This is a genomic window from Roseivirga pacifica (genome assembly GCF_900111145.1).
In the GTDB taxonomy this organism is placed as follows: Bacteria; Bacteroidota; Bacteroidia; order Cytophagales; family Cyclobacteriaceae; genus Roseivirga; species Roseivirga pacifica.
In genome coordinates this window covers 762,144-773,885 of sequence record NZ_FOIR01000001.1, presented here as the reverse complement: position 1 = coordinate 773,885, position 11,742 = coordinate 762,144, and the positions used below count along the sequence as shown (strand labels likewise).

At 43.2% G+C, this 11,742-nt stretch carries 14 protein-coding genes; 6 read left to right on the top strand and 8 right to left on the bottom strand.

Annotated features, from left to right (window positions below; translation table 11 throughout):
• The first annotated feature begins 202 nt into the window (after positions 1–202).
• Positions 203–829, top strand: coding sequence for a cytochrome c oxidase subunit 3 (locus BMW98_RS03600; protein ID WP_139177398.1), 627 nt, complete (start codon positions 203–205; stop codon positions 827–829).
• 64 nt (positions 830–893) lie between these two features.
• Here the strand turns inward: BMW98_RS03600 and BMW98_RS03595 are convergent, their stop codons facing one another.
• From BMW98_RS03595 to BMW98_RS03570, 5 genes are all read right to left on the bottom strand, one after another.
• Positions 894–2,117 carry a hypothetical protein gene (locus tag BMW98_RS03595; RefSeq protein WP_139177396.1) on the bottom strand — a complete coding sequence of 408 codons (1,224 nt, stop codon included), beginning with the start codon at positions 2,115–2,117 and terminating at the stop codon, positions 894–896.
• 377 nt (positions 2,118–2,494) lie between these two features.
• The gene (locus tag BMW98_RS03585) at positions 2,495–3,250 is read right to left on the bottom strand and encodes a LytR/AlgR family response regulator transcription factor (RefSeq protein ID WP_090257011.1); all 756 of its coding nucleotides are present in this window, start codon (positions 3,248–3,250) and stop codon (positions 2,495–2,497) included.
• Positions 3,251–3,288: 38 nt separating this feature from the next.
• Entirely contained in the window at positions 3,289–4,305 is a 1,017-nt protein-coding gene (locus BMW98_RS03580; protein ID WP_090257010.1) for a sensor histidine kinase, read from the bottom strand.
• A gap of 11 nt (positions 4,306–4,316) precedes the next feature.
• Positions 4,317–5,561: a hypothetical protein gene (locus BMW98_RS03575; RefSeq protein ID WP_139177394.1), complete on the bottom strand. Its 1,245-nt coding sequence runs from the start codon at positions 5,559–5,561 to the stop codon at positions 4,317–4,319.
• 131 nt (positions 5,562–5,692) lie between these two features.
• Complete coding sequence (locus BMW98_RS03570; protein WP_090257008.1) at positions 5,693–6,775, bottom strand: amidohydrolase family protein; 1,083 nt, start codon at positions 6,773–6,775, stop codon at positions 5,693–5,695.
• Positions 6,776–6,859: 84 nt separating this feature from the next.
• Between BMW98_RS03570 and BMW98_RS03565 the strand changes: the two genes are divergently transcribed.
• Together BMW98_RS03565 and BMW98_RS03560 are read left to right on the top strand one after the other, a co-directional pair.
• Positions 6,860–7,618 carry an SDR family NAD(P)-dependent oxidoreductase gene (locus tag BMW98_RS03565; protein ID WP_090257007.1) on the top strand — a complete coding sequence of 253 codons (759 nt, stop codon included), beginning with the start codon at positions 6,860–6,862 and terminating at the stop codon, positions 7,616–7,618.
• Positions 7,619–7,657: 39 nt separating this feature from the next.
• On the top strand, positions 7,658–7,912 hold the full coding sequence (locus BMW98_RS03560) for a hypothetical protein (RefSeq protein ID WP_090257006.1): 255 nt from the start codon (positions 7,658–7,660) through the stop codon (positions 7,910–7,912).
• A gap of 78 nt (positions 7,913–7,990) precedes the next feature.
• On the opposite strand, the gene BMW98_RS03555 is transcribed toward BMW98_RS03560, so the two are convergent.
• Positions 7,991–8,446 carry a hypothetical protein gene (locus BMW98_RS03555; protein ID WP_090257005.1) on the bottom strand — a complete coding sequence of 152 codons (456 nt, stop codon included), beginning with the start codon at positions 8,444–8,446 and terminating at the stop codon, positions 7,991–7,993.
• 73 nt (positions 8,447–8,519) lie between these two features.
• Between BMW98_RS03555 and prfA the strand changes: the two genes are divergently transcribed.
• Positions 8,520–9,593, top strand: coding sequence for a peptide chain release factor 1 (gene prfA / locus BMW98_RS03550; protein ID WP_090257004.1), 1,074 nt, complete (start codon positions 8,520–8,522; stop codon positions 9,591–9,593).
• Positions 9,593–10,012: a secondary thiamine-phosphate synthase enzyme YjbQ gene (locus BMW98_RS03545; RefSeq protein WP_090257003.1), complete on the top strand. Its 420-nt coding sequence runs from the start codon at positions 9,593–9,595 to the stop codon at positions 10,010–10,012. The genes prfA and BMW98_RS03545 overlap by 1 nt, the downstream gene beginning before the upstream one ends.
• Here BMW98_RS03545 and BMW98_RS03540 read toward each other — a convergent pair.
• Positions 10,009–11,040 (bottom strand): patatin-like phospholipase family protein, encoded by a 1,032-nt coding sequence (locus BMW98_RS03540; RefSeq protein WP_090257002.1) that lies wholly within the window; start codon positions 11,038–11,040, stop codon positions 10,009–10,011. The genes BMW98_RS03545 and BMW98_RS03540 overlap by 4 nt on opposite strands.
• Before the next feature lie 161 nt (positions 11,041–11,201).
• The gene (locus tag BMW98_RS03535) at positions 11,202–11,417 is read right to left on the bottom strand and encodes a helix-turn-helix transcriptional regulator (RefSeq protein ID WP_090257001.1); all 216 of its coding nucleotides are present in this window, start codon (positions 11,415–11,417) and stop codon (positions 11,202–11,204) included.
• 186 nt (positions 11,418–11,603) lie between these two features.
• Between BMW98_RS03535 and BMW98_RS20390 the strand changes: the two genes are divergently transcribed.
• The gene (locus BMW98_RS20390) at positions 11,604–11,741 is read left to right on the top strand and encodes a hypothetical protein (protein ID WP_162844669.1); all 138 of its coding nucleotides are present in this window, start codon (positions 11,604–11,606) and stop codon (positions 11,739–11,741) included.
• The last annotated feature ends 1 nt before the right edge of the window (position 11,742 follow it).

Sequence of the window (11,742 nt, the reverse complement as noted above, 5' to 3'; positions counted from 1 at the left end):
CATTAATTCAACAGTTTACAAACCCTTTTGCGCGTAAATGAGTTTATGCAAAAAAGGCATTTAATGAAAAAAGGAACACTACTTCAATTGGTTTTGAGTGTTTACCCCGACCCTAAAGGGGGAGGATCAATTCCTTTTGTTTACCCTTTAGGGTTAGGGAAAAAAGTAATAATGAGTTGGTAGAATTATTGATGCGTAAGTCATGCCACAGGAGAAAAAACGTGTGAGTTTGCGAAGGGAAACCTTCAAGAAAATGGAGGAGTTGCATCCACACCAGATCATACTGTTTGTGGCTATGGTAGGTAGTGGCATTCTATTCTTCTTTTTGTTGGTAGCTTTTGCCGTGGCCCGGCCGCCTCAGCTAGAGCTTATCCGCATGGAATTTCCCAAATCTTTTGTGGTCAGTACGTTTGTAATGCTGTTATCCAGCTTTTCGGTGGCCAAAGTTTTGCCAATGTACAAAGCCGATAATCAGGAGGAATTGAAGAAATGGCTCGGCATTACTTTTTTGCTCGGGTTGGCCTTTTCCACTTTGCAGTTTTTAGGCTGGCGTGAACTACAAAGCCATCAAATACTGTTTTCTGGCGAACGTTCTGGCGCTTATCTCTATGTGCTTTCGGGTTTGCATGTTGCGCACGTGCTCGGCATTATGGTTTACCTGCTGTACTTGCTTATGCAGTGCCACAAAACCTCTAAAGATGCCGTGAAGGAATTGCTGTATGCTACCAACCCATACCAAAAAGTGCGCTTTAAACTACTCACCAGCGCATGGCACTTTGTAGATGTGGTTTGGGTGGTTGTTTTCTTTTACTTTCTATTTAGTTTTTAAACTAAAAAGGCCAGAACGGCTGTCCTGACCTTTTTGGAACTTGACCTATGAAAATTAAAATTCTTTAGTTGATCGTAATTTCTTCTATGTCTTCCCACAGCACGTAAGTTGGGTCGCCACTGCCAGTAAATACCAGCACACCGTCATTGTCTTCGCTCACATCGCGGGCTTCGCCAATGGTAACTGTTGTGCCATTTTTCATGGTTACGGTAGAGTACTCATAGTTTTTCGGTACGATGCTCCTGATGTTTTCCATCGGGATAATGTACTTTACATTGTCATCTTCGCCTTGCAGCATTTCAAAACCGTACTCCTCGTCTAAGTCGTAAATCAATTCTCCAGAAAGCGTTTTACCGTCAGTTGTTTTTACTGTTCCCGAAAGCTTTTTCATGTTAGCGAAACTGCTGTAGCTCGGTAGGTTGGCGGGTGCATCAGAGAAAGTCACTTTCTTGAATTCCCTCCATGGAATATCTACGCGACCAAATTCGGTGGTAACGATAATGCCGCGATTTTCACTGTTTACATCGTTAGAGCCTCTCAAGTACATATCGCGACCCGATTTTAGCAATACCTGGCTTCCTCCTCCTTCTCTTTCAATGGATGCAATGTTACCGAATTCGATTTTTACATCACCATCGCGGGTATCACCATCTAAAATATCGGTTGATAATCGCTCATCGTGGTCCCACTGAATTACACCTTTGTATTCGCCACCATAGAATTCTACCGTTCCGTAGAGTACATCGCCCATTTTTTCGAATGATGCTGGCGTGTCCATAAATTCTACCGATTCTACCCTGCTCCATCTGAAAGTGGTTTTGCCTAACTCAGCATCCATTACGTGAATGTCAGACCCAAAGTCGTTCGATCCGCCATCTACATACATCGTTTCGCCATTGCGCATGGTGAGCCTTACTTCGGATCTACGCGTGATTTCCAATTTGGAAATATCGCCAAATCGGGCTTGAAATTCGTGCGTTGTTCGATAGTCGTCAGAGTTCCAGCTTACTCGGAAACCACCCCAGCTGCTTCTTACTCTGCTTCGATCGCGCAATTCATCACGATCTTCTCGCGATAGGTAACGATAGTTGTCGTTTTCTTCTTTGGTACCATTTAATAGATCTGTCCAGTAGGCTTCTTCTTTTCCCCACCTAATCTGACCGGTATAAGTATCGCCATCTATGGTAGTGAGTTTTCCATAAATAAGTGCGGCATCTTGTGCCTTAGCACCCAGGCTGATGACCAATGCAACCAGGGCTAAAGCGAGTGTTTTAAATTTTGAGTTCATGACCTTTTTTTTGATTTGATGTTTTGTAATTAACTGAATCAAAGGTGGGTTTTTATGAATTCGCAAGAAATACCTCGCAGTTCTATCGGGGATTTTTAGTGCCGAATCGGGAAGAGTGGATACTGAATAGGAATGCCTGATTGGGGGTTAGTTGATTGGTTGTCAGAAATCAGAAAAACAAGGGGGGTGATTTAATGGAGGCAAAACGGTTTGTGAGCCTAATTGAGAGGCTTTTTGTTATAGGGTCCCATCTGACCTGCGGTACTGATGGGGCTTTCCGTCAGTACCGTAGGTCAGACGGAAAAGTGAAACTGATAAAGCTAGCGCTTCAATATCCGATTGGTCTGGCCTAGGTATGGGGATAGAATGGTCTTTCTCTAACTATCCAACCACTGCTTAAATACGGGGGTTTTTTCAGAGCTTACCACAATGTCTTCATCAATTTGTGGTTCTAAGCCAAGTTTTACGCGGCCTTTAAAGTAAGGGTGAATGTCTGCCACGGCATCAAAATGCACCAAGAACTTACGGTTTACACGGAAGTAGTTTTTCGGATTAAGCAGTGCGTCAAGCTCTTCCAGCGTTTGGTCAATTGGGTATTTTTGATTTTCGAAAGTGACCAAGAATGTGAGTTTGTCTTGCGAATAGAAATAAGCGATCTTTTCAACGGGAATAGCACGAATGCGCTGGCCCAGTTTTACCAGAAATCGCGATTTATATTCCACAGTTTCGCTCTTCAGCATTTCGCGTATGCTGTCAATATCTAAACTACTGGCCGATGATTGTTGCGCCTGCAGTTTGCTGAGCGCAACTTCCAACTTTTCCTTCTGAATTGGCTTAAGCAAATAAGCAATGCTGTTCACCTCAAACGCCTTGATGGCGTATTCATCGAAAGCTGTGGTGAAAATGACTGGGCACTCGATTTTGTGTTGCTCAAAAATTTCGAAGCTGGTGCCATCGAGCAGCTGAATGTCGCTGATGATCAGGTCGGGTTGTTCGTTGTTTTCGAGCCATAGCAATGCTGCTTCCACCGACTTCATCGATGCTAAAACTTCGGCATCGGGTCTTATGGACTGCAACAATTGTATCAGCCTTTCTGAGGCTAACTTTTCATCTTCGAAAACAACTACTTTCATTTTTTAAAGCTTCTATTTTTGAGACGGTATTATCCGTTTTACCCCTCCATTTCAATCAGTGGTACTTTTACTATAAAATTATCGGGGTTGCTAAATACCTGCACCTCCTTATCAGTAAAATAGGAATATCTTTTCTTAATGTTGGTAAGTCCGGTTTTACCACTGTTTCGGGCTTCCACCTTTTTAGGCTGATAGTTGTTCTTAATTGAGATAAACCCATTTTGGCTCGAAATGTAGATCTTCAAAGGTCGCACCTCAGTAATGGTATTGTGCTTAATGGCGTTTTCAATCAGCATTTGTAGTGTTAATGGCGGCAAATACTTTAGGTGTTCTTTGCTATCTACATCTATAAATGTCTGTATGGTGTCTTCAAACCGAATGTCGAGCAGGTAAAGGTAAGAAGTGATAAAGCGCAATTCTTGGTTGAGCGTAACAAGTTCCTCTTTGCTGCTTTGCAAAATGTTGCGATACACCTCGGCAAATTTTTCCAAATAGGTTTGCGATAGATCTGGGTCTAGCGTAATAAGCGAAGAAAGAATATTCAGGTTATTGAACAGAAAATGTGGATCGAGGTGGTGCTTGAGTGTGGCCAGCTCGGCTTTAATGGTTTCTTTCTGAAATTCCTCTGCCTTTAATTGTGCGTTTTTCCAATTGCTTAAAAACTGAATGCCAAAATTGATCGAAATAAGCGGTAGCAGTACCAATAGCCCAATTACGTTCATGCTAATCACCTGAATTTCATCGGGCGGATCTTGCGTAAGTCCGAACTTGAGTACTAAATAACTGATGTTGATGATGAGCAGTGAAAGTAAAATGCCCAAGCCCAACTGCCAATAAAACCGCTTGTTGCCATACTTTAACCAAGGTAACCGCTTGTCGAGCTTACGGGTTAGCAGTTTGTTCGAAGCCCAAATAAGCAGAAGTGTGGTGGTGATCCAGCCTGCTGTAAGGTACAGTTCGCGCGAGGCATTGGTAAGGTAAAGCGCCAAAAAAGCACCACCTACCAATACTACGCTAACAATTATTTGAATAAGGTTCTTTCGAAAAAAGGCCACTTATAGCTGATTTAATCGAAGATAATTTCGTCAATTTTTGACCAGCGAACATACACTGGGTCATCATTTTTCGAGGTGAAAACTAGCACCCCATCATTGTCCTCGTCAACATCGCGGCTACCGCCCAATAGCAGGTTCATACCGTTTTTGAGTATTACCGATGAGTAGCTGTAGTTCTTAGGAATAATGTTTTTAACGTTTCGCAGCGGAATGTGATACTCCACATCATCATCGTTTCCATCCAAAATTTCAAACTCCCAAGCTTCGTCCAAATCGTAGGCCAACAAGCCAGTGTACTCATCGCCATCAACGGTAACCACCGTACCCGATAGCCCTTCCGATACCGGAAAATCGCTGTAAGCAAAGCCTTCAAAATTGCCTTCGGTAATTTCTAGGTCGTTAAATTCCCTCCAAGGGATTTTAACCTGCCCAACATCCGGAATTAGCATTACAATGCCGCGGTTCTCGCTGTTTACATCGTTGCTGCCGGTAAGGTAAAACTTGCGGTCAGAATGTAGGGTTACTTCAACCCCGCTTCGCATTTTTTCTATGCGCTTTATGCTTTCAAACGGAATCTTTTTATCACCGTCTCTATCTTTTCCATCCAGAATATCCTCTTTAAATCGCTCGTCATTATCCCACTGAATAATGCCCGAAAAAGTACCTTTACGACCTGCGTTTACCGTTCCATAAATTGGTGTGCCGAATGCTTTGCCACTATTTGGGCTCGGCAAAAAGTTTACTTGTTCTATTCTGCTCGACTTGAGTGTTACTTCCCCAAGCTCATCGTCCATTAGGCGAATGTCTGGGTTAATATCGCTGTAGGTTGTGCCACCAACTTCTAACACCACCCCGTTTTTAAGCTTGATTAATGCCCGCGAACCTCTGCGGAACTCTATGGAACTGATGTCGCCAAATCGGGTGTCGAACTGGTGGTTGCTTCCAGAGTACTTGTCTTCCCAAATACTTAAAACGCCCGCAGCAATGCCAGACCAGCCGTTTCCGGAGCTCTTTTGCTCTATTTCAGCCTTTTCTGATCTAGAAAGAAAGCGATTAAAATCGTTCGATGTTTTAGAAGCGTTGTACATATCGTGCCAGTAAACCTCATCGGTTCCCCAGCGCAAAAAGCCTTGGTAGCGATCACCGTCAATGGTAATTACTTCGCCATACATAAACATGTTGGTTTGAGCCTTTGCCTGTGTGGTGATAATGATCAACCCCACGGCAACCCCTACAAACAGCAGCACTTTTCTCATAACACTATGTTTTTGGTTCTCTGTAACCATACTACAAACATAGGTTGGTAGTTGCCACAGAAATAGCTAAACAGGATGTAGTCGCCCATTCTCAAACTGAATCGGGAATATTGCTCGCTCATTTAGGCCTTCTATTTGGGGAAAATGCTGGCGTCTATGTCGGGAATAATCCGTAGCGCATTTTTGTAGTAAAGCTTTTTCAATATCTCGTCTGGTAGGCCCAATCCATACATGCGCCAAAAAGCATGGTACTTTTTATAGTATGGAAAATATTCGTCTTCGGTTTCTAGTACACGGAAGTAGGTAAAGTACTCATCAGGGTTGTAAGCGTCTTTGCCAAAGAGCACTCTATCTTGATATTTTTGAAAAAACTGATTGGCAAATTTTGGCTGTCGGCCTAGCTCGGCTATTACTGCGCCAATTTCCACCATCATATTCGGCATTTCGTCTAGCAGTGTACCTAGCTTGGCCAAATCGTTGGCGTACCAGCCCATGTGCGCAGCAATAAAAGTAGTGTTCGGATGCTTTTTGAAGACATTATGCTGTTCTTCAATCATTGTTTCCCAAGGAGCCGGATCGTTGTCCTCACGCTTTCTTCTTGGGTGTGTTTTCAGTTCTAGCCAGCGCTCATTATCCGCATCAAAAGGCTCCCAGAATTGTTTAGGGTCGGCTGTGTGAATAAGCACCGGAATACCGAGTTCGCCACATTTAGCCCAAACAGGATCTAGCCTTGGGTCGTCAACCGCTACCCTGTTGCCTTGCGCGTCTTCTACACTTAGGCCAAGGTTTTTGAAAATTTTAAGTCCACGCGCACCTTGTTCGTAATCTCTTTCTAGCTGTGCAGCAGCTCTTTCGCCCCAAGCATCGTCTAGATTGCTAAAATTAAGGTTGGCAAAAACCAAAAAACGTTTCGGCTGGTTTTCACGAATGTTTTTCATGGCATCAGCAATGGCCTTGCCACTTCCCCCCGAAAGGTTAACCATTAAACCCATGTTTAAGGCGTCCATTTCTGCGGCCAATTTATCGAGGTCTTTTTCGCCCATGCGCCATTGGTGGCTGTGCACATCTATAAACGGAAACTTAGCGCGTGTAGTAGGGTGCTCTGGTACAACCAAAGAAGAAGGCGGATTGTACTCTTCGAACGAAACGGTTTGTGCATTAAGCGAAATGGCTGCAAAAGCCACGGTCGCCAGCAGGATTGATTTCTTTAACATAGCCAGTAGTTTAGCGTATTTTCCACCAATTAGTTTTAGTGGACGGATTAAGAATGTAATATATTCGACTAAAAGCGGGAAAACATGAAGATTTCTTTAAAAGGAAAAGTTGCCTTAGTTACAGGAGGTTCGAGGGGAATTGGCGAAGGTATTTGCAAGGCTTTAGGTGAAAGCGAAGCAACTGTGGCCATACACTTTAACCAAAATGCAAGTAAGGCCGAGGCTGTTGCGGCACAAATTGGTAATGGTTCAAGGGCCTTTCAGGCTGACTTATCAAATACCGCTTCTGTTACTAACTTGTTTAAGCAAGTAGAAGAACATTATGGTAAGGTTGATGTGCTGGTGAACAATGCAGGAGTGGCCATTTCTTCGGCTATGAATGGGGATGATGAGGATTGGGTAAGCGATTGGAACCAAATGTTTGCAGTAAATGCTTTGGCAACAGGCCTATTGTGTAAAAAGGCGGTGAATCATATGCAGACAATTGGTGGAGGCCGCATTATTAACATTTCATCGCGGGCAGCTTTCCGTGGCGATACGGAAGGTTACTTAGCCTATGGTGCTTCTAAAGGAGCAGTGGTATCACTTACCCGAACAATTGCCCGTTATTACGGAAAGCAGAATATTATGGCTTTTAATATTGCGCCAGGTTTTGTGCGCACCGATATGGCTCGGGATTTTATGGATCAATACGGTGAGGATTATGCGCTGAACGACATTGCGCTGAATAAGCTTACAGAGCCAAAAGACTTGGCCCCAACAGTGGTTTTTTTGGCCAGCGGCTTGGCCGATCATGCCACAGGTAGCACAATAGATATTAATGCAGCGAGTTATGTGCATTAATTTCTCTATATTAATCATTCAACCTTAAACATAATTATAATGACAGAATCAACAGAACAACCTATGAAAGTAGGCGATTGGTTAGTAACCATCCTACTTACTGCTATACCACTGGTAGGTATAATTATGCTTTTTATTTGGGGTTTTGGAGGCAATGCACCCACTACCAAATCAAATTTTGCCAAAGCAATGCTTATTTGGTATGCGATAGGAATAGTATTGACGTTTGTCTTCTATGGAGCAATTGCTGCACTGTTTATTGCCTCTGGAGGAATGGACGGTGGAGGTTTTTAACCACCAACATAATTCGAACGAAAGCGCCTCTCAACAGGGCGCTTTTTTTATGCATTAAAGCAGCGTGTGGTACTTAAGTCATTCAATAGCCAAAACCACCTCTTTTCTGGGTAGTTCAATGGCCCACATGCCGATTGGCACGTTTGCTTGATTGAATGCTGGTTTTGAATACAAAATAATTGTTGGGTCTTCCAAAATCTGCACATTCGGCTCAGAGGCAATATCGTTTGCGGCATTGTATTTATATGCCGCCAAAATTTGCTGGGTTTTTCCACTGGCCTTGCTATCGAATAAATAAAGCTTGCTGCTAAATTGAGCATCTGTTTCTAAAACCGTAGCGTCTGTGCTATAACTGAAGTCTTTTGCCAGCTCATTACCCATTTCCATGGCCTTTTCTAATATTTCGGCATCAGAAACTTTCTTAATTTCACGCGCTTTCATTTCGGCCTTGGCCTTTTCGGTGTCAATTTTCTGATCGCCACACGCGTTAGCAAGCAAAAAGGAAAGGGTAATTAGGAATGTGTATTTCTTCATCTCAAACGAAGCTTTTCACAAATGTAACATCGATTGGTTTTGTTTGTTAATTTTACGCACTAATTCAAAATATATGCTCGATAAGCTGCAAGCCATAAAACTACGTTTCGAAGAAGTCGGACAACTGATTGTTCAACCGGACATTGCGTCTAACATCAAGGAATTCACTAAGCTGAACAAGGAATTCAAAGACCTTGAGAAGATTGTGGTGGTTTACGATGAATACACCAATGTGCTGGGCAATATTGAATCTTCTAAGGAAATCATCAAGAATGAGAAGGATGAGGAGTTTCGCGACATGGCCAAAGCCGAGTTGGATGAGCTTGTTCCGCGCCAAGCAGAATTAGAAGAGCAGCTTAAATACATGCTGATTCCGAAAGATCCGGACGATCATAAAGATGTGATTATGGAGATTCGGGCAGGAGCTGGTGGCGATGAAGCGGGAATTTTTGCAGGCGACCTTTACCGCATGTACGATCGCTTTATTCAGGAAAGAGGCTGGAAAAAAGAGCTGATCAGCTTAAGCGAAGCTTCATCGGGTGGTTTTAAAGAGATTGTTTTCAGTATTTCGGGCGAAGATGTTTATGGTTCGTTAAAGTTCGAATCAGGTGTTCACCGTGTGCAGCGTGTGCCGGTTACAGAGTCGCAAGGGCGAGTGCATACTTCGGCAGCTTCGGTAGCGGTATTGCCAGAGGTTGAAGATGTGGATGTGAACTTGGACATGAAGGACGTGAAGAAGGACACTTACCGTGCTTCTGGTGCGGGTGGTCAGCACGTAAACAAAACGGAATCGGCCGTGCGATTAACGCATATTCCTACGGGTATTGTGGTGGAATGTCAGGATGGGCGTTCGCAGCACAAAAACTACGATAAGGCCTTGCAAGTATTACGTTCGCGCATGTACGAGCAAGAGCTTAAAAAGCAACAAGACGAAATTGCAGGCGCCAGAAAATCATTGGTAGGCAATGCCGATAGGTCTGATAAAATTAGAACCTACAACTATCCACAAGGGCGTGTTACTGACCATAGAATTGGTTATTCTGTGCACAACTTACCAACCGTAATGGACGGGCAAATTGGTGATTTCATTGATAACTTGCGTATGGCAGAAAATGCCGAAAAGCTTCAAGACGGTAGCCAAGACTAATGTTCTTTCAGCATGAAATAACGCTGAAACCTAGGCGCAGAGGCTTCCACTTAATTACCCACGAAGTGGTGGAGGCCTTTCCTGAACTCAGGCAAATCAAAGTTGGCCTGCTACACGTGCACATTAAGCATACTTCGGCCAGCTTAACCATCAATGAAAATGCTGACCCAACGGTTCGAGAGGATTTCGAAACGCACTTTAACTATTTGGTGCCAGAAAGTCTGAATCATTATCAACACACTTTTGAAGGACCTGATGATATGACTTCGCATATCAAGGCAAGCTTGTTGGGGCCATCGGTTACTATACCTATTACCAATGGCAGACTGAACCTCGGTACTTGGCAAGGTATTTACCTCTGCGAACACAGAAACTATGGTGGTGCCCGCAGGTTGGTAATTACGGCTCAGGGCGATTAATCGGCCAAAATCTGATCGATCACTTTGTTGATCTTCTCCTCATTGTTTGCAATGTAAACCAAACCTGCCTCGTGCAAGGCATTTAAGTTTTGAGGAGAAACATCGTCCATTTGCGATTTGGCGTTGTGCAGGCTTGGCTGAATTCTGTGGTAACTACCCTGCTTTTTTACGGCCTTAAACATTTGCTTTAGCTGGTAATCAACAGTTTCCGAATTACCCGACATCATAATGTCGATAATCGGTTGAATCCAACTTACCATTCCCCAGTTTTTGGCTTTGTCGTAGTAATAAGGTTCTTGTTCGGTGCCTGTTCCTAAAGAGAGCACAAACATATCTTCAGCACTTGGAAAAGCTATATCGCCTGGTGTGTCTTGTTTGCCAAAATCCAGTGTTCTTGCTTCAGCATAAGCACAAAGGGTTGGGTTGTTGGCAAAAACGCCACCATCAACCAAAACCAAAGGCGCATCAATGGCCGATTTTATTCTGGCGGGCTTAAAGTAGGTAGGCGCGGCTGAAGTTGCTCGCGCCACATCTTTTACCTTATAGTTTCTAACTGGGTTATTTACGCCATCTACTTTGTTAAAGAACACGGCTTTTCTATCGCGAATATCATACGATGTAATAATGCAGGGCCTTTTCAGGTCGGCTGTCATAGTATCCCCAAAATAATCGTGTAGGGCACTTTCTAGCGCATCTACTGAATATTTGGGGCGTCTAATACCAAAAATTGTCCACAGCTTTCGCCAAAAGGAAAGGCTGAAAATATCTCCGCCCCTCTCTAGGTAAATATTCAGTGCATCGGCTGCCGAGTATTTCGACTGGCCGTTTTCATCGCACATTAAATAGGTGCAGGTAAGAATGCCTCCTGTGCTCGTTCCGGCTACCAGATCAAAATGGTCGGCCAAGCGTGAGTCAGGATTATTGGTTCTTTTCTGAATTTCAGACTCGATGTAATTGAGAATGGTGCCGGGAATAATACCTCTTATTCCGCCTCCATCAATGGAGAGGATCTTGATTTTCTTGCTCATGGTAAGTGTGGTTTATTGGTGTTGTGGTTAAACGCACAAAGTTCAGGCTATTACATAGGTTGGCTTTTCCAGCCTTGTAAAAACCTGTATGCGTTATATTTAGCTTCATCAGTGTGTGTTTGTTGAAGCTATTAATTTAGTAAAAAAAGATGTGAATACGGCTAGTTCGACTTTTCGTAATCCACTGGCTCCAGCTCAAAAAGTTTGTTTACGCTGGTATTGAAGATTTCTGAAATCTTCATAGAAAGCACGGTTGAAGGCGTGTACTTTCCTCTTTCAATGGCGTTGATACTCTGTCGCGATACACCCACAAGGTTAGCTAATTGTTCTTGGGTGATTTTTCTTTTCTTTCTCTCAGTCCTTAATGAGTTCTTCATTAGGTTCAAATTTTTCAGAGCACAAGATAGTGCGTGCTATTTCTTTAGTCGCCTGCAATTTGGTTAACTTTATATTACATTTTGGGGCGAAAGATGAGCCTTTTGTTAGAGTGTTGTTAAAAATGTGTGAACTACTTCTTAACATATGTAATTTGATTTATCTTTGCTCGCGTAAAACGAAAGACTATGTTGTTTGATCCTCCTATTGCTAGTGGCGCGAATACTTTCATCTGGATTGTTGTAATCCTAATTGGTGTTGTGGGTGCATTGAGCCAAAATGATGCCCTATTCAAAGGCAAGAAGAAAAAGAAAGAGCAGCACTAAG

What these genes read in the sequence shown, in the direction of transcription:
- BMW98_RS03600 (WP_139177398.1), top strand. Translation starts at nt 203, where the DNA reads ATGCCACAGGAGAAAAAACGTGTGAGTTTGCGAAGGGAAACCTTCAAG.
- BMW98_RS03595 (WP_139177396.1), bottom strand. Translation starts at nt 2,117, where the DNA reads ATGAACTCAAAATTTAAAACACTCGCTTTAGCCCTGGTTGCATTGGTC.
- BMW98_RS03585 (WP_090257011.1), bottom strand. Translation starts at nt 3,250, where the DNA reads ATGAAAGTAGTTGTTTTCGAAGATGAAAAGTTAGCCTCAGAAAGGCTG.
- BMW98_RS03575 (WP_139177394.1), bottom strand. Translation starts at nt 5,561, where the DNA reads ATGAGAAAAGTGCTGCTGTTTGTAGGGGTTGCCGTGGGGTTGATCATT.
- BMW98_RS03570 (WP_090257008.1), bottom strand. Translation starts at nt 6,775, where the DNA reads ATGTTAAAGAAATCAATCCTGCTGGCGACCGTGGCTTTTGCAGCCATT.
- BMW98_RS03565 (WP_090257007.1), top strand. Translation starts at nt 6,860, where the DNA reads ATGAAGATTTCTTTAAAAGGAAAAGTTGCCTTAGTTACAGGAGGTTCG.
- BMW98_RS03560 (WP_090257006.1), top strand. Translation starts at nt 7,658, where the DNA reads ATGACAGAATCAACAGAACAACCTATGAAAGTAGGCGATTGGTTAGTA.
- BMW98_RS03555 (WP_090257005.1), bottom strand. Translation starts at nt 8,446, where the DNA reads ATGAAGAAATACACATTCCTAATTACCCTTTCCTTTTTGCTTGCTAAC.
- prfA (WP_090257004.1), top strand. Translation starts at nt 8,520, where the DNA reads ATGCTCGATAAGCTGCAAGCCATAAAACTACGTTTCGAAGAAGTCGGA.
- BMW98_RS03545 (WP_090257003.1), top strand. Translation starts at nt 9,593, where the DNA reads ATGTTCTTTCAGCATGAAATAACGCTGAAACCTAGGCGCAGAGGCTTC.
- BMW98_RS03540 (WP_090257002.1), bottom strand. Translation starts at nt 11,040, where the DNA reads ATGAGCAAGAAAATCAAGATCCTCTCCATTGATGGAGGCGGAATAAGA.
- BMW98_RS03535 (WP_090257001.1), bottom strand. Translation starts at nt 11,417, where the DNA reads ATGAAGAACTCATTAAGGACTGAGAGAAAGAAAAGAAAAATCACCCAA.
- BMW98_RS20390 (WP_162844669.1), top strand. Translation starts at nt 11,604, where the DNA reads ATGTTGTTTGATCCTCCTATTGCTAGTGGCGCGAATACTTTCATCTGG.